The 20981-nt window shown below is 35.3% G+C and carries 19 protein-coding genes; 5 read left to right on the forward strand and 14 right to left on the reverse strand.

The genetic code is table 11. The features are described 5' to 3' along the window. The 3 genes from A9G30_RS04420 to A9G30_RS04430 form a co-directional block, all read left to right on the forward strand. Positions 1-984, forward strand: a 984-nt coding sequence (locus A9G30_RS04420; protein WP_065588182.1) for an acetylornithine/succinyldiaminopimelate transaminase, incomplete at its 5' end; no start/stop codon positions are given. A 75-nt stretch (positions 985-1059) separates the two neighbouring features. Further along, the gene (gene yihA, locus A9G30_RS04425) at positions 1060-1662 is read left to right on the forward strand and encodes a ribosome biogenesis GTP-binding protein YihA/YsxC (RefSeq protein WP_141671989.1); all 603 of its coding nucleotides are present in this window, start codon (positions 1060-1062) and stop codon (positions 1660-1662) included. A gap of 13 nt (positions 1663-1675) precedes the next feature. Next, positions 1676-2662, forward strand: coding sequence for a serine/threonine protein kinase (locus A9G30_RS04430; protein WP_065588193.1), 987 nt, complete (start codon positions 1676-1678; stop codon positions 2660-2662). A 65-nt stretch (positions 2663-2727) separates the two neighbouring features. Here A9G30_RS04430 and A9G30_RS04435 read toward each other — a convergent pair whose 3' ends face one another. After that, complete coding sequence (locus A9G30_RS04435; protein ID WP_065566541.1) at positions 2728-3024, reverse strand: GIY-YIG nuclease family protein; 297 nt, start codon at positions 3022-3024, stop codon at positions 2728-2730. A gap of 185 nt (positions 3025-3209) precedes the next feature. On the opposite strand from A9G30_RS04435, the gene A9G30_RS04440 reads away from it, so the two are divergent. Beyond that, complete coding sequence (locus A9G30_RS04440; RefSeq protein WP_176700844.1) at positions 3210-3914, forward strand: lipopolysaccharide core heptose(II) kinase RfaY; 705 nt, start codon at positions 3210-3212, stop codon at positions 3912-3914. 158 nt (positions 3915-4072) lie between these two features. Continuing rightward, complete coding sequence (locus A9G30_RS04445) at positions 4073-4657, forward strand: hypothetical protein (RefSeq protein ID WP_065588183.1); 585 nt, start codon at positions 4073-4075, stop codon at positions 4655-4657. A 1229-nt stretch (positions 4658-5886) separates the two neighbouring features. Here A9G30_RS04445 and yfbR read toward each other — a convergent pair. From yfbR to murE, 13 genes are all read right to left on the reverse strand, one after another. Beyond that, on the reverse strand, positions 5887-6474 hold the full coding sequence (yfbR, locus tag A9G30_RS04455) for a 5'-deoxynucleotidase (protein WP_065588185.1): 588 nt from the start codon (positions 6472-6474) through the stop codon (positions 5887-5889). 79 nt (positions 6475-6553) lie between these two features. Beyond that, the gene (lpxC, locus tag A9G30_RS04460) at positions 6554-7468 is read right to left on the reverse strand and encodes a UDP-3-O-acyl-N-acetylglucosamine deacetylase (RefSeq protein ID WP_065581892.1); all 915 of its coding nucleotides are present in this window, start codon (positions 7466-7468) and stop codon (positions 6554-6556) included. 64 nt (positions 7469-7532) lie between these two features. Next, positions 7533-8675: a cell division protein FtsZ gene (gene ftsZ / locus A9G30_RS04465; RefSeq protein WP_065566546.1), complete on the reverse strand. Its 1143-nt coding sequence runs from the start codon at positions 8673-8675 to the stop codon at positions 7533-7535. A gap of 81 nt (positions 8676-8756) precedes the next feature. Then, positions 8757-10010 (reverse strand): cell division protein FtsA, encoded by a 1254-nt coding sequence (ftsA, locus tag A9G30_RS04470; RefSeq protein WP_065566547.1) that lies wholly within the window; start codon positions 10008-10010, stop codon positions 8757-8759. Positions 10011-10031: 21 nt separating this feature from the next. Beyond that, positions 10032-10865 carry an FtsQ-type POTRA domain-containing protein gene (locus A9G30_RS04475; RefSeq protein WP_065566548.1) on the reverse strand — a complete coding sequence of 278 codons (834 nt, stop codon included), beginning with the start codon at positions 10863-10865 and terminating at the stop codon, positions 10032-10034. Between the two features lie 13 nt (positions 10866-10878). Beyond that, a complete protein-coding gene (locus A9G30_RS04480) occupies positions 10879-11787 on the reverse strand; it encodes a D-alanine--D-alanine ligase (protein ID WP_065566549.1) in 909 nt (302 codons plus the stop codon). A 2-nt stretch (positions 11788-11789) separates the two neighbouring features. Continuing rightward, positions 11790-13238 (reverse strand): UDP-N-acetylmuramate--L-alanine ligase, encoded by a 1449-nt coding sequence (gene murC, locus A9G30_RS04485; protein WP_065588187.1) that lies wholly within the window; start codon positions 13236-13238, stop codon positions 11790-11792. Between the two features lie 165 nt (positions 13239-13403). After that, positions 13404-14456 carry an undecaprenyldiphospho-muramoylpentapeptide beta-N-acetylglucosaminyltransferase gene (gene murG / locus A9G30_RS04490; protein ID WP_065588188.1) on the reverse strand — a complete coding sequence of 351 codons (1053 nt, stop codon included), beginning with the start codon at positions 14454-14456 and terminating at the stop codon, positions 13404-13406. Then, complete coding sequence (gene ftsW, locus A9G30_RS04495) at positions 14456-15607, reverse strand: cell division protein FtsW (RefSeq protein WP_065581898.1); 1152 nt, start codon at positions 15605-15607, stop codon at positions 14456-14458. The genes murG and ftsW overlap by 1 nt, the downstream gene beginning before the upstream one ends. Next, a complete protein-coding gene (gene murD / locus A9G30_RS04500) occupies positions 15604-16938 on the reverse strand; it encodes a UDP-N-acetylmuramoyl-L-alanine--D-glutamate ligase (RefSeq protein WP_065581899.1) in 1335 nt (444 codons plus the stop codon). Before murD ends, ftsW begins: the two co-directional genes overlap by 4 nt. A gap of 22 nt (positions 16939-16960) precedes the next feature. Further along, positions 16961-18043, reverse strand: a complete 1083-nt coding sequence (mraY, locus tag A9G30_RS04505) for a phospho-N-acetylmuramoyl-pentapeptide-transferase (RefSeq protein ID WP_065588189.1) — start codon at positions 18041-18043, stop codon at positions 16961-16963. 4 nt (positions 18044-18047) lie between these two features. Then, the gene (gene murF, locus A9G30_RS04510; protein ID WP_065588190.1) at positions 18048-19421 is read right to left on the reverse strand and encodes a UDP-N-acetylmuramoyl-tripeptide--D-alanyl-D-alanine ligase; all 1374 of its coding nucleotides are present in this window, start codon (positions 19419-19421) and stop codon (positions 18048-18050) included. Then, positions 19418-20974 (reverse strand): UDP-N-acetylmuramoyl-L-alanyl-D-glutamate--2,6-diaminopimelate ligase, encoded by a 1557-nt coding sequence (murE, locus tag A9G30_RS04515; RefSeq protein ID WP_081295660.1) that lies wholly within the window; start codon positions 20972-20974, stop codon positions 19418-19420. Before murE ends, murF begins: the two co-directional genes overlap by 4 nt. Positions 20975-20981 lie beyond the last annotated feature (7 nt).

Consider the following 20981-nt stretch of genomic DNA (forward strand, 5'->3'; position numbering starts at 1 on the left):
GTTTTTACTAATGAGCCCTCGTTAAAGTTGGCGCAAAAACTGATTGATAACACATTTGCTGATCGTGTTTTTTTTGCAAATTCAGGCGCAGAAGCTAATGAAGCGGCGTTTAAATTAGCGCGTTATTACGCAATACAAAAATACAATCCTTATAAAACTAAGATTATTGCCTTTTATCAATCATTTCATGGACGTACATTTTTTACTGTGTCGGTTGGCGGGCAAGCTAAATATTCTGATGGCTTTGGTCCAAAACCTGCTGATATTATTCATGTGCCTTTTAATGATTTGGATGCTGTTAAGGCTGTAATGGATGACCATACTTGTGCTGTTGTTTTAGAGCCCGTACAAGGTGAAGGAGGTTTAGCCTCAGCAACACCTGAATTTTTACAAGGGGTACGTAATCTGTGTGATGAATATCAAGCGCTACTTGTATTTGATGAGGTCCAATGTGGCATGGGGAGAACAGGGCGTTTATATACTTACCAGCAATATGATGTAAAACCTGATATTTTAACCTCTGCTAAGGCATTAGGTGGTGGGTTCCCAATTAGTGCTATGTTAACAACGAATGAAATTGCTTCTGTTATGCATCCTGGCGTACATGGCACAACTTATGGCGGTAACCCTTTGGCCTGCGCTGTGGCCTGTGAAGCATTTGATATTATCAATTCTCCTGAAGTACTTGAAGGCGTGCAAATTCGACGAGCTTTATTTATTAAAGAACTTGAGCTAATCAATGATAAATTCAAATTGTTCCGAGAATATCGAGGTAAAGGCTTATTATTAGGTGTTGAGTTACAACCTGAATTTCATAATAAAGCCCGTGATTTGTTAAATGTTGCGGCCGAGTTTAAAGTGATGATTTTAAATGCAGGCTCAAATGTGTTACGTTTTACCCCATCGCTGATTATATCCGAAGATGAGATAAAAGAAGGGATGGCACGTTTGACAAAAGCAGTCGAAAAAGTTGTCAATGCTTGAGTTTTTCTATACAGTAACGGCATTTTAATCAATTAAGTGCCGTTGTGCGCTTAAAGGTATTTTTTTATGACAACAATTCGACCATTAAATTACGCAAAAACTCATTTTATTTTAAGCGCGCCTGATATTTCTCATTTACCAAGTGATAGTGGTGTTGAGGTGGCATTTGCTGGCAGATCTAATGCGGGTAAATCCAGTGCACTCAACACATTAACCAATCAAAAAACGCTAGCCAGAACAAGTAAAACACCGGGAAGAACTCAGTTAATTAATCTTTTTGAGGTTGAAGAAAATTGCCGTTTAGTTGATTTGCCAGGTTATGGTTATGCACAAGTTCCCGAAGCCATAAAACGTAAATGGCAAAAATCTTTAGGGGAATATCTACAAAAACGTGAAAGCCTGAAAGGGTTAGTTGTTCTAATGGATATAAGGCATCCGTTAAAAGATTTAGACCAACAGATGATTCAATGGGCGGTTTCAGTTAATATTTCTGTCATGTTATTACTTACTAAGGCCGATAAACTTGCTTCTGGAGCACAAAAAAAACAAGTTAACATGGTTAAAGAAGCCATTTTGCCTTTTCAAGGGGATATTATCGTTGCGCCGTTTTCCTCGCCTAAGCGCATGGGATTAGAGCCTTTAAAACAAAAATTAGATGAATGGTTTAGCCAACAGTAAAGGTAACAGTTTAATGGATAATACCCCTTTTTCATATAACTCGTTATCGCCTGATTTGATTGTTGATAGTTTGGGGTCCATCGGGATTCGTCTTGATTCAGGACTTACCGCCTTAAATAGTTATGAAAACCGAGTCTACCAATTTCATGATGAAGATCACACCCGTTATGTTGTTAAATTTTATCGTCCTCATCGCTGGAATCGAGCTCAGATTCTTGAAGAACATCAGTTTACCCAGCAGTTATTCGATGCGGAAATTCCTGTTATTACGCCATTGACATTTAATAATACGACGCTACATGAATACCACGGTTACCTGTTTTCCCTATTTCCAAGCATGGGCGGACGGCAATATGAAATAGATAATATTGAACAGATGGAGTCTGTTGCTATGTTGCTCGGGCGTATTCATCAAATAGGTGCAAAACAATCTTTTTCATACCGCCCAACTATCGGGTTAGAGGAATATCTTTATCATCCACAAGAGGTTTTGTTATCTTGTCGCTTTATTCCCAATAAAGTTCAATCCGATCTTAAAATAATTTTAGCGCAATTAATTAAAGCTGTTGAACAATATTGGCACAATGATTGGCAACCTATTCGTTTACATGCTGATTGCCATGCTGGCAATATTTTATGGCGTGATAATGCGATGTTTGTTGATTTTGATGATTCACGCAATGGACCTGCAATCCAAGATCTATGGATGTTACTACATGGCGATCATAAACAGCAACGTCTGCAATTAGATATGCTAATTGAAATGTATCAAGAGTTTTATCCTTTTGATAACCATCAATTAAAACTTATTGAGCCTTTGAGAGCAATGAGAATGATTCACCATTTAGCATGGGTTATAGCGCATTGGCAAGATCCTGCTTTTCCAATCGCCTTTCCATGGTTCACTGATGATGATTTTTGGCACCAGCAATTAACTGAATTTAAACAGCAAATTACTGCTATCAAATCACCACCACTACAATTAGCTCCAATGATATAAGGCTAAAAATTAAATAAAAAACTTGGTTGATATTATGAAAACTTAATTTATTACACTCTATTACGTTATAGTGAAAGGGATTGTAATAACTGCTCAAAATTAGGTTGCTTTAAAATCAACCACTCTTTTTTATGCTTAGAAAGCTGTTTTATTCGATACTCAATTTTTAGCGCTGTGGATTTATCACCCACGCTAATTTGATAAACAATGCTAAGATCTTGATGCGCTTTTAAATATTTAGAACCTTTGCCATTTTTATGTTGCTCAAAACGCCTTGTAATATCTGTCGTAATGCCAGTATAAAGTGATTGTTTAGCTGTTCTAATAATGTATAAAAACCATTGGGAAGCATTATTAGCCATAGATGTCAGCAATATAAATAAACAATTTCACTATAATATCATTTTTTATTAAGTAACAAATATGTATTATTCTAAATCGTTGTTATTAATCTATGTTGCTGAGTCCCCATTACTGTTCCATTTACTTTAACGCGTATAATGTTTAAGATAAGCTAAATTTTTTGATGTATTTTGGGATAATAAATTTGAATAACTTTGCAAAAATTATTGAGGTTCAACGCGGCAATTTAAAATTCGCTTACGTGCAAAATGACGAAATCAATTATTTAGAGCTTTTTGACCAATTTTTGGCAGAAGAAGGGCATCATGAGTTACTGGATCCAAGCGATAAAATTGAACGATATACTTATCTAATCAATCATAAGCAAGATAAATTTATTTTTAAAATTGATGGTGGCGTTGAGCATCGTTTAGAGCGTCGTTTGATAGCCAAAATTACTGGTGATTTTTATTTTAATTTAATTCGTAAGCTGGCAAGAATATCGCTTGATAAGTGTGATATTGCTTATGAACTTTATTTGGTTGCTTTTGACCAAAAAACAAATCGCCATTATATGATTTTTAACTTCATTGAAGGTCGCTCTTTAAAATGGGATGAAATGAAAGAGTATGGCGATCAGGTAAAAGAGTGCATAGAAAAGCTGCACAGTTATAATCTCGTTTCTAATGATGTGCATGGTGGAAATTTTATTTTAACGCCTGAAGGAAAAATCAAAGCCATTGATTTAACTAATTCGGGGTTTATTTGGTTAACTAAGGCCAATGATGCAATTGAATTAAAAGAACGGTTTAATATCATAATTAAGGTGCCTTTTTGGGCTATGACGATTAAAAAGTTTACTCATGGTTTTAAACGATTATCCCGTAAAATCCGTGGTAAAGGAGATTAATTATCTTATTATTGTGAGCAATTTTGTCACTTATAAAGATACTTAATCAATAACCTTTTCTTCAGCCTTAATTAAATTTGTATTCACTATTGATAAATACTAGTAAATTAGGATGCAAAAAGCTAGAATTGATGAGCTTATTCAAAAAAGGATGGGATATGAAAAAGTTAATTGGTTATTTGGCTGTTTTAACTATTCTAACAAGTTGCACATCGCAAAAAATGTTGTCAATTTATCAGACTAGCGGTGTTGAAATTGCTCAAAATTCGTCAGGCGCTGATATATTAAATAAGTACAATACATCACGACCAATTACCGCCCTCCACTCCTCTTTATCTTTATGTATTGCGCAAGAACTTGATAATGGTCCAGTGGTATTAGCAAGTGAAAACTATTCTGGATCACTTTGGTGGCCTTATTACAATGTGCCGAGCCAGCAAGCAATCACAGTTAGCGGAGGTGACACAATTAAATTAGTTGAAGGTAATCATGTTGTGGCTAATGCTGTAACTGACTATCTTTACCATACTAAATATTTTATCAGTTATATCCTAACGGCAACTCGTCATCAAAATAACATCCATTATCTATTTAGCAATATTAAACAAGCTCACCAATATACAGGTTCAGTTGTAAATGATGGATTTGAAAATGTGAAAACGCTTGAAAGTGTTCACCCGAATCTGGTTATTGATGCACTTAATAAAGAGGCTGATAAAATTCAAGAATGTTTATTGCGCTAATAATACGTTATTTTTAATTGCTATTTTTAAAAAGTTTTAGGTCAATATGCGTTTAAGTCTATTTTAGCGTTCTACTGTTTAAAACTATTAACTTCAATCTTCATCCTACTTAATTACTCAACAACTCCAAAGCAGAAAAAGCTATGTATACTTATATTATTAGTGCTAGATGCGCGATTATCCAAATAAAATGAATAGTCTATTAGTATTTATCAGAATTTTTAAAGGATCTTTGGATGCAAAAGCTAAAAATATCACTTTAAAAATATAAGCAAGTATTGTGACTGCTCATAAAGTATCGGTAGAATATATATTATTCAATGCTTTTGAGCCAAATATTGCTAAATTAGTAACTGAAAGCATAAATAACGCAGTAAAATAAGCAAATTATTTAGTCTGTTAAATTGCATTAGTAATAATCTGTCAATTAACTAATGTTATTAGCAGATTTTGTAATGAATATCAATTCAAACCATTGTGGTGGAAAGAGATATTGAATTTCAATGAAATACCTTTTAATCAAGTAACACTTAAATTTAAGCTTATTAGCTTCTTTTGTTAGTTTTCACTTTATTTCTAGCTGATAAAATATTTATATGCGTTGTATTGTTAATATTTACAATGTTTGCGCTCTCGAGTTGAAAGCGCTACTAAATTTATCTCTTCACCAAATAAAATCGAAATCATTAATAACGGTGATAATCTTTTAGAAGAAAGCTCACAACGTATATTTCAAAAAAGTTATTTAGCGAAAGGAGATAATTGTAAGATTGGTTTTATAGTGTTAGCAAACATTGATGCGTTTAATGAGCATATTCAATTGTGCGATTCAACTAATTAAGAAAACCTATTGCAGCGTATCATTGCTCATGATAATTGTGTGGGTTTAATTTTACTTGATGTTTTTATTCTAAAACTTACAGGGTTAGAGTTATTAAAATATATTTGTATCAGTTATCTAAAAACAGATATCATTGTGGTAACTGTCGCCTGTAAAAATATTTACTTTTGGATGTCTACAGGTTGCTTTGAGTCGATATCAAAAACGTGTATATTTGTTATCTTCATCCAAAATATTTAATCACAATCAAATAGCAAGTGGGCTTATTATAACTTATAACTATTGTGAGAATCTATTTTTGACTACTATAAATGGGATGCTAAATATAAAGAACCATTTTAATTATAGAGCATGATCGAAATAAAAATACGCGGGTAAATAAGTTGTTTTACATCGTTATTTCGTCTAATGATAAGCTAAAGCTTGGCACAAAAACATCTAAAAAGTATTTCATTTCAGGGCTATTACGTTCAGATAAAGTCTCTTTTAAACGTTGCTCTGCTAATTTAAATTCATTATTACCCGCACTTAATTCCTCAATTGTTTTCAGATAAGCACATAATGCGTCAGCTTGTTTTACAATGTTTTTTTCTGCTTCGCTATAAAAATCATCATCAATTAATGTCTTAAAATCATCTTGTAACTCTTCAGGAAGCATATTAAGAAGTTTGTGTTGTGCTATTTTCTCAATTTTTTTATATTCAACAGTAATTTGCGGATTATAATATTTTGTGGGCGTCGGTAAATCGCCAGTTATTACTTCTGAAACATCATGATACATTGCTAATAATGCGATGCGTTCAGGGTTTACATCGCCATTAAATTTCTTATTTTTAATTACAGCTAAAGCATGTGCAACAAAAGCAACTTGTAAGCTATGCTCTGATACATTTTCTGTTCTTACATTACGCATTAAAGGCCAACGGTTAATTAGTTTTAGGCGTGATAAATGGGCAAAAAAATGGCTATTTTTCATATTAGTATCTCTTTAAATATAAAATAAAAACGCTCCTATTTTTAATAGGAGCGTTTATGAAACATAACTATTTATGATTTTACGCTAAAACAAGCTGTTGAGTGCCTAACACAAGTGGCACCGTTTGCTCTTCTGTAAATGTTACATATTCCCAAGCATCTTGTTTCGCCAATAATGCTTGTAACAATTGATTATTCAATGCATGACCTGATTTATAACAAACTACTTCACCAATCATATTATGACCACTCATATATAAATCGCCAATAGTATCAAGCATTTTGTGACGAACAAATTCATCATCAAAACGTAAACCATCGTCATTGAGTACTTTGTAATCATCTACCACAATTGCACAGTCTAAGCTACCACCTAAGCATAAACCTTTAGATTGTAATGCTTCAATATCACGCATAAACCCAAAAGTTCTAGCTCGGCTGATTTGGCGAATAAAAGACTCAGAAGAAAAATCCAACTGATAACGTTGTGAACTGTTATCAATAGCAGGATGATGAAAATCAATGGTAAAATCTAATCTAAATCCATTATAAGGTCTTATTTCGGCCCATTTATCACCATTTTCAACTCGAATAGTTTCCTTTACACACAAAAACTTCTTCAAGGCATTTTGTTCAGCAATACCTGCATCAAGCAATAAATAAACAAAAGGGCTTGCGCTACCGTCCATAATTGGAATTTCGGGAGCATTAACTTCAATAATGAGATTATCAATACCTAGCCCAGCTAAAGCAGCATTGATATGCTCAACTGTTGAAATGCGAACATTATCTTCGTTTACTAAACAGGTACAAAGCATGGTATCTCGCACTGATTTTGCATCCACTGGAAAATCAACATATGGATTCAAATCAGTACGACGATAAATAATACCTGTATTTTCTGGCGCAGGGCGTAATGTCAAAGTAACTTTCTTGCCAGTATGTAAACCAACACCAGTTGCTTGAATGGTTTTCTTTAATGTTCTTTGTTTCACTTTACACCTACTTTTTTGTTTGTTCCTATCGATTTTGACAATAAAAAATCAAATAAGTTCAATTCTAATTCGCTTGCTTACGGATGAAAGCTGGAATATCTAAAATTTTATGATCCTCAAGCGGAGAAGCTGTTGGTTCATTAGCAACCTTAGCTAATTTCTCTTCTTGTTGTCCTAATGTATTGCTGTGGCCAAACAAATCATTGTGTGACACGGGTGGTTTAACTATTTTAGCTTCTGGTCGTTTATCCATACCAATACCCGTTGCAACTACTGTTACTCGAATCTCATCAGACATATCTGGATCAAATGTTGTACCAACAACGACTGTTGCATTGTCAGAAGCGAACGCTTTAACTGTGCTACCTACTGTTTCAAACTCTTCTAAACCAATATCTAACCCCGCAGTTACATTTACTAATACACCACGAGCACCAGATAAATCAATATCTTCAAGTAATGGACTAGAAATTGCCATTTCTGCTGCCTCTTCGGCTCGGTTATCGCCACTAGCTCTACCAGAGCCCATCATAGCATATCCCATTTCAGACATCACTGTTCTTACATCAGCAAAGTCAACATTGATAAGACCTGGTTTAGTGATAAGTTCAGCAATACCTTGTACTGCACCTTTTAAAACGCCATTAGCTGCCGCAAAAGCATCAAGCAATTTAACTCCACGACCTAATACTTTTAATAATTTGTCATTTGGAATAGTGATCAGTGAATCGACATGTTTTGCTAATTCAGAAATACCCTGTTCAGCAAAAGCCATACGTTTTTTACCTTCAAAGCTAAAAGGTTTAGTAACAACAGCAACCGTTAAAATACCTAATTCTTTTGCTATCTCGGCAACGACTGGAGCTGCACCCGTTCCTGTGCCCCCGCCCATTCCAGCAGCGATAAAAACCATGTCAGCACCTTCAATTGCACTGCGGATGACCTCGCGATCTTCCTCTGCAGAATTTCTACCAACTTCTGGATTAGCGCCAGCACCAAGCCCTTTAGTAACATTAGTCCCAATCTGGATAGTTTGACCCACCTTAATTCTTTTTAATGCTTGCGCATCTGTATTTGCCGCAAAAAACTCAACACCTTCAATATGCTCTGCAATCATATGCTCGACAGCATTACCACCGCCACCACCGACACCAATAACTTTAATGACTGCTGCTGGCTCAGCATCTGCAACCATAGGCTCAAACATAACTTATCTCCAAATTTACGATCTGCGGACATTGTACAGATAATCATCTACAATGTCCACGAAGTTCTTGAAATATACTAGCTAAAATTCTTTTTTAAACCATCCGGTCAATCGTTTAGCTATCCCTTTTAATGATGATTTATTGCTATCTTTAGCATCATCATTTAATAAATCTTGTTTTCCATAATGTAATAACCCTATAGTTGTTGAACAATAAGGTTTTTGAACATAATCGGTTAATCCTGATATGTTTAATGGCTGACCAATACGCACTTGGTTTTTAAATACTTTTTCGGCGCATTCTACCATTCCTTTTATTTGAGATGCGCCACCAGTTAAAACAATACCTGCTGCTAATTGATATTTAATATTTTGTTTCTTAAGTTCTTCTTGTAATACAAGTAACTCTTTTTGTACCAACGCAAGAAGTTCTGAATAGCGTGGTTCAATTACATCGGTAAGCGTCTGTCGTTGCAATGAACGAGACGGCCTTCCCCCTACACTAGGGACATCAATAACCTCATCTTTACCCACTAACGAACCTACAGCACACCCATAACGAATCTTAATGTTTTCTGCATCCATAGGTGGTGCGCCAAACGCATATGCAATATCGCTGGTAACAACATTGCCAGCATAAGGGATTACAACAGAATGACGTAATGCACCATCAGTATAGACTGTCACATCCATTGTACCGCCACCGATGTCTATTACGCAAACACCTAATTCTTTTTCATCATCAGTTAAAACTGCATAGCTGGAAGCTAATCCAGAAAAAATAAGCTGATCTACTTTTAATCCGCAACGTTCAACTGCTTTCACAATATTTCTAGCCATATCATTATGACAAGTAATTAAGTGAACTTTGGCTTTCATCCTTACTCCAGATAAACCAACGGGATTTTTAATACCTTCTTGTAAATCAATAGAATATTCTTGTGCAATGACGTGTAAAATACGGTGTTCATCTAAAATTCTGACTGATTTTGCTGTATGAACAACATTATCTACGTCCTCTGCTGTGACTTCTTCGTCGGCTATTGGCACCATTCCTATTTCATTTTGGCACCGGATATGTTTACCAGAAAGGCTTAAATATACTGAGGATATTTGGCAATCAGCCATTAGTTCAGCTTGATCAACCGCTCGTTGGATTGATTTCACTACAGACTCAAGATCGTTTACACCACCTTTATCAACACCTTTTGATGGGCAGTGCCCCACACCAATGATATTGACAATACCATCAGGAAGAACTTCACCAACAAGAGCAAGCACTTTGGATGTGCCAACCTCTAATCCAACGACCAATTTTTTTTCTGTTGCTTTCATACTTCAGCCTTAATTTATTCCTTACAGCATTATTTTTTCTCTTTGTACTGAAATACCATTTTCGTAACGTAAATCAGCTACCGTTATTCTTTCATTTTCAGGCACTCTTGATTGAATTTCTGGAAATAATTTAATAAATTGTTGATATCTCTGTTCAATTTTTTCACTACCTAACAATAATTTTATTTCTTGATTTTCAAGGCAAAAACCAGATATACATTGTTTTATCATCAATTGCCATGCATTGCGTTCATCAGTTATAGCGAATTTAATATGTAATGCTAACTCATTATTAGCTAATTTTTTAGAAATATCTTCTAATTTCAAATAAATTTCTAACGCTGCTTTTGCCTTACCCTCTGGACCGTATAGCCTTGGTAATTGTAATTCGGCAATACGGTCAAGAGGTACACTAAATACATTACCATTTTTATCAAGTAAAAATAGATCATTCCAATAAAGTACAGGTTTATATTCTTCTACATAAATAATTAGCCTATCAGGCCATTGTTTTCGCACACTGGTTTGTTTAACCCATGGAAATCGCATGATTTCTTGTTGAATATCATTAACATCTTGTCCTATATAGGTATTAGGCAACCCTAATCCTAAAATCGCATTTCGAAGATCGTCCTCAGTTGTATAGGTGTGTTCCCCACTTAACGTTAATTGTGATAATACCATTTGCTCGGGATCATCCATCCAATTCTTAAAGCTTTGAATCACCCAAATGCTAATAAAAATAATCATAATAAAGAACAAAAAACCTAAAAATTGTTCTGTATTACGAAAGATAAGCAACCGCCTTTTATTTTTTTCTTCTCTTCTATGCGCTGCTTGCCGAACTTGTTTCATAAAATAAGGCCAATTAGAGAATTGCCAAATTTAAGATTTTGGCTACAAGTTCGTTAAATGACCAACCATGTTGTTTTGCCGCCATAGGTACCAAGCTGTGATCTGTCATTCCTGGCGCAGTGTTTACCTCAAGTAGGAATGGTTTTTGATTAGCATCAAACATGATATCAACTCTTCCCCAGCCCCTGCAACCAACCGCTTTATAAGCATCTAATGCTAATTTTTGAATTTCTTGCTCTTTGTCATTAGGTAAACCGCTTGGACAAAAATACTGGGTAGTGTCAGATAAATATTTGGCATCATAATCATAAAACTTGGTAGTAGGTTTTATGTGAATTGACGGTAAAACCTCTTCACCGACAATAGATACTGTAAATTCTGGACCAGCTAAAAATGACTCAACCATTACTGCACTATCATATTTAAAAGCGGCATCAATGGCTGATTTTAATTCAGATTCTTCATTAACACGAGCCATACCGACACTAGAACCCTCATGAATTGGTTTAACAAACAGTGGTAATCCAAGTTGTTTAACAATAGAGTCCGTATCAATTGATTGTGATTTTTCTACCATGATGTAATCAGCAACAGGTAAATTGAGCGATTTCCAGATCAATTTAGTTTTTAACTTATCCATGGTTAATGCTGATGACAAAACATCACTGCCCGTATAAGGAATATTTTGATAAGTCAAAATTGCTTGAGCAATACCATCTTCACCACCACGTCCATGAAGGATAACAAAAGCCTTTGTGTAACCCTCCGCTTTTAAATTAGTGATAGGGTGATATTTAGTATCAATAAGATGTGCATCAACACCATTTGCCAATAATCCTGCACATACAGCTTTACCTGACTTAAGCGATACTTCACGCTCAGAAGAGGTACCACCATATAATACAGCAACTTTATCAACCATTTTTATAAAGCCTCTTTTGAAGATAATTGAGTTTTAGCTAATTGGCGAGCAATACGACCAACACTACCAGCGCCTTGTGTAATTAATAAATCACCACCTTGTAATACTTCTTGCATAATTTCAGGCAACAAAGTTAAATCAGAGATATAAATGGGATCAACTTTACCTCGATTACGAATTGTTCGGCATAAAGAACGACTATCAGCCCCTGCAATGGGTTGCTCTCCAGCAGGATAGACATCTAACATCACAAGAGCATCAACTTGAGAAAGTACTTGCGCAAAATCATCAAATAAATCGCGAGTGCGCGTATATCGGTGTGGTTGAAATAACAACACAAGCCGTCGTTCAGGCCAACCATTTCTTGCCGCTTGGATTGTTGCATTAACCTCGCTTGGATGATGCCCATAATCATCAACCATCATAATATCCCCACCGTCGGCATGAGGAAAAACACCTAATAAATCAAAACGCCTACTGGTACCTGCAAATTTAGCTAATGCATTTATAATCGATTCATCATCAATGCCATCTTCAGTGGCAGCAATAATTGCAGCTACTGAGTTTAAGGCATTATGTTTACCTGGTGCATTTAACTCGATTTGTAAATTTGGCCGCTCTGGACGGCAAACAGTATAATAGCTTATGCCTTTTTCTTGGCGATAATCTTTAATAACAACATCAGCTTCTTCACTAAATCCATAAGTAATGACTTTTCGTCCTACAATCGGTAATAATTCACGATTAATCGGATCGTCATAACACATAATAGCTAAACCATAAAATGGCAGGTTTCGTAAAAACGAAATAAATGTTTGTTTAAGATTCTCAATACTGCCTTGGTAAGTATCCATATGGTCAGGTTCGATATTAGTTACAATAGATACCATTGGTTGCAAATGAAGAAATGAAGCATCACTTTCATCTGCTTCTGCAATAAAATAACGACTACTACCTAGCTTAGCATGTACTCCTGCTGCCTTAACTAAACCGCCATTAACAAAGGTTGGATCAAGTTTAGCTTCAGCATAAATAGTGGTAACCATTGCCGTTGTCGTGGTTTTACCGTGCGTGCCAGCAATAGCAATGCCGTATCGAAAACGCATCAATTCAGCTAACATTTCAGCGCGTTGAATGACTGGTATACGAGCCTCACGGGCAGCAACCACTTCAATGTTATCTTGCGAAATAGCCGAAGATATAACGACAACACTGGCGTTAATAACATTTTCAGCGGCATGACCAATAACGATCTTTGCTCCTAATATTTCTAGGTGTTGAGTCACAGCATTTTCAGCAATATCTGAACCGCTAATGTTGTACCCTTCATTAGCTAGAACTTCGGCAATTCCACCCATGCCCGCGCCACCAATACCCACAAAGTGAATATGTTTTACTCGTTTCATTTCAGGAATAATTGCTCTTAACTCTGCTAATTCCCTTGTATTCACTATTGAACTCCTAATTATTTTTTCATTGCATAGTGCACAGCGTCATATCATCATTGAACATTTTTATATCTGTTATTTCTAGTTCAAACAATTTATTGACTCAAACATACGCCTAACTTGAAACTTTTTAAAAGAATTATTACATAAATTCATATTATAAGTTTATTATTTTATCACTGAATTAAGGGTTTGCGCCACTTTTTCAGTGGAATTTACAATAGATAAACTTTTAGCTTTAATCGCCATTTCAATTAGTTTGTCGCGATTCAGATTTAGTAATAGTTTTGATAAGGATTCAACGCTAAAATCTGGTTGTTCTATGATGTTAGCTGCGCCTATATCTGCTAATGATTTTGCATTCCAAAATTGTTGGCGATCTTTATGCATAAACGGAACAAAAATAGCACCGATACCAACAATTTCAATTTCACTAACGGTTAATGCGCCACTCCGACAAATTACAAGATCTGCCCAATTATATGCCTCAGCAACATCAGAGATAAATTCAGTCACTTTGTTATTTTTCATATTACAATCTTGATAAGATTCAGTGACTGAATTTAACATTCCTTTACCAGTTTGGTGCCATATTACATATTTATCTGATAATTTTGTTATCGCTTGAGGCACTATATCATTAATAACTTTTGCGCCTTGGCTTCCCCCCATGACCAATATTCTAATTGGTCCATGGCGATCTTTGAATCTTTCTTCAGGCCTTGCAATAGTTAAAAGTTCACTACGCACAGGATTGCCAACAACTTCAGCATTAGGGAAAGCTGTTGGGAATGCTTGCAAAACTTTAGTTGCAATTTTAGCCAGCCACTTGTTGGTTAAACCCGCTATACCATTTTGTTCATGTAAAACAATAGGGATGCCAAGTGTTTTTGCTGCTATTCCTCCAGGACCTGAAACATATCCTCCCATTCCAAGAACTACATCGGGGCGATAGTTTTTTAAAATTTTCCGCGCCTGTAAAACAGCTTTTAAAATTTTATAAGGTGCTTTTAACAATGTGATAATACCTTTTCCGCGTAGCCCTGATATTTCGATAAAATCAATATCAATACCATTTTCAGGAACTAGGTGTGCTTCCATTCTATCGGCGGTGCCTAACCATCTTACTTGCCAGCCTTGCTTCATTAAATAATGCGCAACAGCAATACCGGGAAAAACATGCCCACCAGTTCCCCCTGCCATAACTAATAATTTTTTCATTATTTTATTAACCTTATTCTTGCTTGCGCTTGTTGTTGTCTAAATTCAAAATCTATCCTAAGTAATATTGCAACTGCAATACTCATCACAATAAGGCTTGAACCACCATAACTAATAAATGGTAATGTTAATCCTTTAGTTGGTAACATACCCGATGTAACACCAACATTAACAAATGTTTGGAATCCAAACCAGATACCTATTTCACAGGCTAAATAGCCTGAAAATAATGATCCATCATTAAGCGCACGATAACCAATTGCAAGTGCTTTAAATGTCAAAAAGAAAAGCAATGACAACAAAGCAACTACGCCTATATATCCATACTCTTCTGAAATGATTGAAAAAATAAAATCAGTATGGCATTCAGGTAAATAGCCTAATTTTAAGATAGAATTTCCCATACCTTGTCCAGTAATGCCGCCATTACCTATTGCCATTAATGAAGCAACTAATTGATAGCCTGAACCCGTTGCATCTTGCCAAGGGTCAAGAAAAGTTAATAACCGTGTTAAACGGTAAGACTCATATAAGATCAAACAAATCACTGTACCAACACCCGTTAGTAAAATAGCGATAAATTGCCACAGTTGGGCTCCAGCAATAAATAAGATACCAATAGTCACCATAAATAAAACAATAACAGTACCTAGATCGGGTTGTTTAAGTAATAATACCGAGAGTATTGCCATAACAACCATGGGTTTAAAAAAGCCCCAAAAGCCACTTTGTACCTCGTCGGATTTACGTGATAAATAACCTGCTAAAAATAAAAATAGTGCTAATTTTGAAAGCTCGGCTGGTTGAAAATTGAATACACCTAAAGGTATCCAGCGAGACGCACCATTAATCGAAGAACCAATGCCTAGCACAACAATCAACATAATAATAGCAATAATTAGTAATATTGACCCAAACTGTTGCCAACGTTGCATTGGAATATATAATGTAATAAACATTAAAAATAACGATAATCCTAACTGAATAAGCTCTCGTTGTGTATAAAAGAACGGATTACTTTCATTAAATGACATTGAAGACGATGTCACCATGATCAAACCAAATATCATTAAACCAAGCACAGTCCAAAGTAATTGATTATCAAATGGTATATGTGGATTCACTTGTTTTTTTAGCCCAAAAAATGTCATTTTTCATTTCCTTGAGCATATTGTGCAGCAAGTTGTGCAAATCGCTTTCCGCGTTCAATATAATTTTTAAACTGATCTAAACTTGCACAAGCAGGGGAAAGTAAAACCACATCGTTGGGCTCCACTTTTTGAGCAATAATTTTTACAGATTCCGCCATGGTTTCGGTGATTGTTGTTATATTGGCAGCTAGTTTACCTAGTAAATAGCGATCTCGCCCAAAGCAGAAAACCTCCAGGTTTCTATTTTGTAAATAAGGAATAAGTGGCGAAAAATCAGCTGATTTTCCATCGCCACCTAGTAATAAAAATAATTTTCCTTTGCAAACAATACTGTTTAAAGCAGCTGCAGTGCTACCTACATTAGTTGCTTTAGAGTCATTAATCCATTTCACTCCATTTTTTTCCAGCACTAACTCAAAACGGTGAGGTAATCCATGGAATGATGCGATTGTTGCTATGCTTGATTTTCGTGGAATCTTTAATTTATCGGCTATTGCTAAAGCTGCCAGCGCATTAAGATAATTATGGCACCCAGTTAATTTCATGGTTTTTGTTGCTAATACGTCCTGCTCTTGTGCTATAAGATGCTCACAGTGTTGATCTAAATGATAATCGCCTTTAGTCACACCAAATGAAACACAATTACTTTGTTTATTTGTTGGAGTAGTTAGCTCATCATCATAATTAATCACACAATATTTAGCGTTATGGTAAATACGTTGCTTCGCCTCGACATATTGCATTAGACCAAAAGGATAGCGATCCATATGGTCTTGTGAAATATTTAAAATTGTTGCAACGGTAGCTTGTAAACTATAAGTTGTTTCTAGTTGAAAACTTGATAGTTCAAGAACATATACAGCGTAATCTTGGTTCAATAACGATAATGCAGGTTGTCCAATATTTCCCCCAACAGCAACTTTAGTGCCTGTTGATGCAATGATTTCACCAACTAATGTTGTTACAGTTGTTTTACCATTTGCTCCAGTGATTGCCACGATCTGTTTATTATTTTGTTGATTTATTTCGCGACAAAATAGCTCTATATCCCCAATAATTTCAATTCCTTTTTTAGCTGCTAGTTGTAGTTCAGGTGTAGCTAAAGCAACGCCTGGGCTTGCAATTATTAAATCAGCATCTAGCAACCAATCAATATTTAATTCACCTAAATGATAAACAACGCGTTTGTCTAGTTGCTCTAAGCCTGATGGGGATAAACGAGTATCGATAACTTTAGGTATAACATTTTGAGCAAGAAAATAGTTAATACATGAAAGACCTGTGATACCTAAACCAACAATAACGACTTTTTTGCCTTGATAGCTAACCATAATTCAATCCTAGTATTGTTTATTAACGTAACTTCAAAGTTAATAAACCTATTACAACTAACATTAATGAAATTATCCAAAAACGTACAATAACACGCGGTTCTGGCCAACCTTTTAATTCATAGTGATGATGAATGGGTGCCATACGGAAAACTCTTTTACCACGTAATTTAAACGATCCAACTTGCAAAATAACGGAGAGCGTTTCGATAACAAAGATCCCTCCCATAATGAGTAATAAAAATTCTTGTCGTAATAACACAGCAATAATACCAAACACCCCGCCTAAAGCTAGAGAGCCAACGTCGCCCATAAAAACCATTGCAGGATATGTGTTAAACCATAAAAAACCAAGTCCCGCGCCAATAATTGCCATGCAGACAATCATCAATTCACCACTAAATTTAATATAAGGGATATTTAAATAGGCGGCAAAATTGACATTGCCAGTAGCCCAAGCGACAAGGGTAAAACCAGCTGCAACAAAAACAGTTGGCATAATGGCGAGTCCATCAAGTCCATCCGTTAAATTAACGGCATTACCTGCACCGACAATAACAACATAAGTTAACAAGATAAACCATAAACCCAATTGAGGCATCACCTCTTTAAAAAATGGCACAACAAGTACTGTTGCTGCGCTATCTTTTCCATAAACGTAAAGACCAAAAGCGACAATTAACGCAATGACTGATTGCCAAAAGTATTTCCATCTAGCAATAAGACCAGCACTATTTTTACGAATGACTTTTAAATAATCATCAGTAAAACCAATAATGCCATAACCCATTAACACAAATAAGGTAATCCATATATAAGGATTACGAAGATCTGCCCATAACAACACCGATAATAAAATGGAGGCTAAAATAAGCGTTCCCCCCATAGTTGGCGTTCCTTTTTTACTTAAATGGGATTCAGGTCCATCATTACGAATCACCTGTCCTATCTGTAGTTTTTGCAACCAATCAATAACTTTTTGTCCCATAAATAATGAAATAGCTAGCGAGGTTAATAGACCTAAAATGGCTCTTACTGTTAAATAAGAGATAACATTAAAAAAGGTAAAATGTTTAACTAAATATTCTGATATCCACACAAACATAATTTTAATCCTGATTCATTTTTAGCTTTTCAATTTGAATTTTTTCAATAATTTCTTCCATTTTGGCACTACGCGATCCCTTAACCAGCATAGTTAAAGTTGGATATTGACGTAATAACATTAATAGATAATTTACTGCATCTTGTTTATTATTAAAATGGTGACCTACACCACTATATTGGCTAATAAATTGACTTAATTTGCCAACACTTACGACACAATCAAGTTTTTCATCATGAGCAAGTTCACCTATTTGCCGATGATATTTTTCTGCTTCGCATCCTAATTCCCCCATATCACCAACCACTAAAATTCGATACCCAGGCTGCTTTGCCAAAACTTTAACTGCCGCAGACATTGAACCAACATTGGCATTATAAGTATCATCCCAAATTAATTGGGTTTGATTTAGCTTGATTGGAAATAACCGGCCTTTTACTGGTTTTAAGGTGGCTAAACCTTGCTGAATCTGGTTGAACGTTGCGCCAACAGAGATCGCCAAAGCGGAGGCTGCAATCGCATTTGAAATATTATGTTGCCCAATTAGTGGTAACTTAATTTCACATTCGCTTTTAGGAGTATGTAATATAAAAGTAGTGTTTTGAGCATATGTAATATTGCTGGCATAAAAATCAGCTGATGGGTTAGCCAATGAGAAAGTCCAAATTGTTTTATTTATCAGTTGAGTAAACCATTTATCCGAATAACTATCTAAATTAATAATAGCGATGCCATCTTTGGGCAAGCCTTGAAAGATTTCACCCTTAGCTTTTGCTACACCTTCAAGCGAGCCAAATCCCTCAATATGAGCTTCAGCAATATTATTAATTAAAGCACTTTGTGGCTTAACAATATTTGTAGTATAAGCAATTTCGCCAATATGGTTAGCACCTAATTCTATTACAGCAAAATTGTCTTGGGGAGTTAATCGAAATAAGGTAAGTGGAACACCAATATCATTATTAAAATTCCCTTGAGTATAAAGTGTTTGGCCACAATTGCCTAAAATTGCAGCTGTCATCTCTTTAACAGAAGTTTTGCCAGAAGAACCTGTTAATGCGACAATTTTTGCTTGACTTTGTTGGCGAATAAATGAAGCAATTTTACCTAACGCTTGGCGTGTATCATCAACGACAATTTGCGGTATTAGACAATCGAGTTTACGATTGACAACCACAGCAATAGCACCATTTTGAATGGCTTGTTGGGCAAATTGATGCCCATCAAAACTATCACCTACTAAGGCGATAAACAATGATTTTTCAGTTAGTTTTCGTGAATCAGTGCAAATAGTATCAATCATAATACTTTCGTTTTGGATATGATAAAATTTACCATCCACAATTTTTTTTAATTGTTCGATTTTTAATGGGATCATGATTGACTTTCAACTCCTAAAAGTCTTTTGACTGTTTCTTGATCTGAGTAATGATATTTAGTTTTATCCACAATTTGATAATCTTCATGCCCTTTTCCAGCAATCAATATCACATCATTAATATTTGCTTGAGCAAGCGTTTGGGTTATCGCTTGTACTCTGTCAGTAACAACTTGTACATTTTTTTTACTTACTAAGCCTTGCTCAATGTCATGAATAATTTTCATCTCGTTTTCTGTTCGTGGATTGTCATTTGTCAGAACAATCTTATCGGCAAATTGTTCTGCTATTTTAGCCATTAAAGGTCTTTTACCCGTATCCCTATCTCCACCACAGCCAAAAATCACCCATAAAGAACCTTTACAATGTATTCGGCTTGCTTGTAAGGCTTTTTGTAATGCGTCTGGAGTATGCGCATAGTCAACAATAACCGTTGGACTATTTTTTACGTGTAACACCTCCATTCGCCCACAAATGGGGTTCAAAAAAGCGGCCATATTAACTACAGCAAAAAATGGAAAATTCAATGTTAAAAGTGTAGCTATCGCTAATAACAAATTAGAAACGTTAAACTCACCTAGTAGCCGACTATTAATAATGGCGTTCCCCCAACTTGACTCCATATAAATTTTGGCGCCTTTGTCGTGATAATCAATCATAGAAACGCCAACATAAGGTATATTTAATGCTTTCAATTGCCGTAATGATTTCGGTTGGCATGAGACAGCTGTCACTTGCGTAAGCTTTTCAATCCATCTTTTTCCATATTTATCATCATAATTAATAATTGATTTGCCAGCGGTTAAAACTTGTTTTTCTTTTTCATCAGGACTAAATAGCGACCATTTTGCTTTGGCGTACTTCCCCATGGTTTTATGGTAATCGAGATGATCGCGACTTAGGTTGGTAAATACGGTGGCAGCACAATTTAGTCCTTTAACACGATCCATTGCAAGCCCATGAGAAGAAATCTCCATGGCTACAATTTTCACCTGTTTTTTTACAAAATTAGCTAATAATGTTTGTATATCTATTGCAGATGCCGTCGTATTGATAGATGGTTCAAGTTGATTATAAATGCCATTACCAATAGTCCCCATTATTGCTGTTTTCTCATTCAATAATGTTGTACATTGAGCAATAAGCTGGCTAACGGTTGTTTTTCCATTCGTTCCTGTCACACCAATAACGGATAATTTTTTTGAAGGGGTATGGTAAAAATCATTAGCAATTAATGATAAACGTTGTGAAAGTTGAAAAACACTTATTTGTGGAATGACAGATTTATTGTTTTGCTTAAGATAATCAATTTTTAAGTCATTTGATTTTCTTTTTGTTTCGATCAAGACAACAGCAGCACCAGCAGCAATAGCTTGTTGAATAAATGCTCGACCGTCAACGGCATGCCCTTTGATAGCAACAAATACATCATTTTTCTTCACTTTACGGCTATCAATACACAAATGATTAAGTGAAAAATTGTCTAATTTTAGATTTCGACTTCCACCTCCACCTAATAGCTCAAATAATGTATAAAAAGAACTTGTAGTCATTATTTTC

Origin of the sequence: Gilliamella sp. Fer4-1 (genome assembly GCF_001690515.1) — a bacterium.
GTDB classification, from domain to species: Bacteria; Pseudomonadota; Gammaproteobacteria; order Enterobacterales; family Orbaceae; genus Gilliamella; species Gilliamella apicola_C.

Bases quoted from the DNA above. Each gene is read 5' to 3' on its own strand.
- ftsZ (WP_065566546.1), bottom strand. From the start codon at position 8,675: ATGTTTGAGCCTATGGTTGCAGATGCTGAGCCAGCAGCAGTCATTAAA.
- ftsW (WP_065581898.1), bottom strand. From the start codon at position 15,607: ATGACATTTTTTGGGCTAAAAAAACAAGTGAATCCACATATACCATTT.
- A9G30_RS04430 (WP_065588193.1), top strand. From the start codon at position 1,676: ATGGATAATACCCCTTTTTCATATAACTCGTTATCGCCTGATTTGATT.
- yfbR (WP_065588185.1), bottom strand. From the start codon at position 6,474: ATGAAAAATAGCCATTTTTTTGCCCATTTATCACGCCTAAAACTAATT.
- murE (WP_081295660.1), bottom strand. From the start codon at position 20,974: ATGACTACAAGTTCTTTTTATACATTATTTGAGCTATTAGGTGGAGGT.
- A9G30_RS04435 (WP_065566541.1), bottom strand. From the start codon at position 3,024: ATGGCTAATAATGCTTCCCAATGGTTTTTATACATTATTAGAACAGCT.
- mraY (WP_065588189.1), bottom strand. From the start codon at position 18,043: ATGTTTGTGTGGATATCAGAATATTTAGTTAAACATTTTACCTTTTTT.
- murF (WP_065588190.1), bottom strand. From the start codon at position 19,421: ATGATCCCATTAAAAATCGAACAATTAAAAAAAATTGTGGATGGTAAA.
- murD (WP_065581899.1), bottom strand. From the start codon at position 16,938: ATGGTTAGCTATCAAGGCAAAAAAGTCGTTATTGTTGGTTTAGGTATC.
- ftsA (WP_065566547.1), bottom strand. From the start codon at position 10,010: ATGAAAGCAACAGAAAAAAAATTGGTCGTTGGATTAGAGGTTGGCACA.
- A9G30_RS04445 (WP_065588183.1), top strand. From the start codon at position 4,073: ATGAAAAAGTTAATTGGTTATTTGGCTGTTTTAACTATTCTAACAAGT.
- A9G30_RS04480 (WP_065566549.1), bottom strand. From the start codon at position 11,787: ATGGTTGATAAAGTTGCTGTATTATATGGTGGTACCTCTTCTGAGCGT.
- murG (WP_065588188.1), bottom strand. From the start codon at position 14,456: ATGAAAAAATTATTAGTTATGGCAGGGGGAACTGGTGGGCATGTTTTT.
- A9G30_RS04475 (WP_065566548.1), bottom strand. From the start codon at position 10,865: ATGAAACAAGTTCGGCAAGCAGCGCATAGAAGAGAAGAAAAAAATAAA.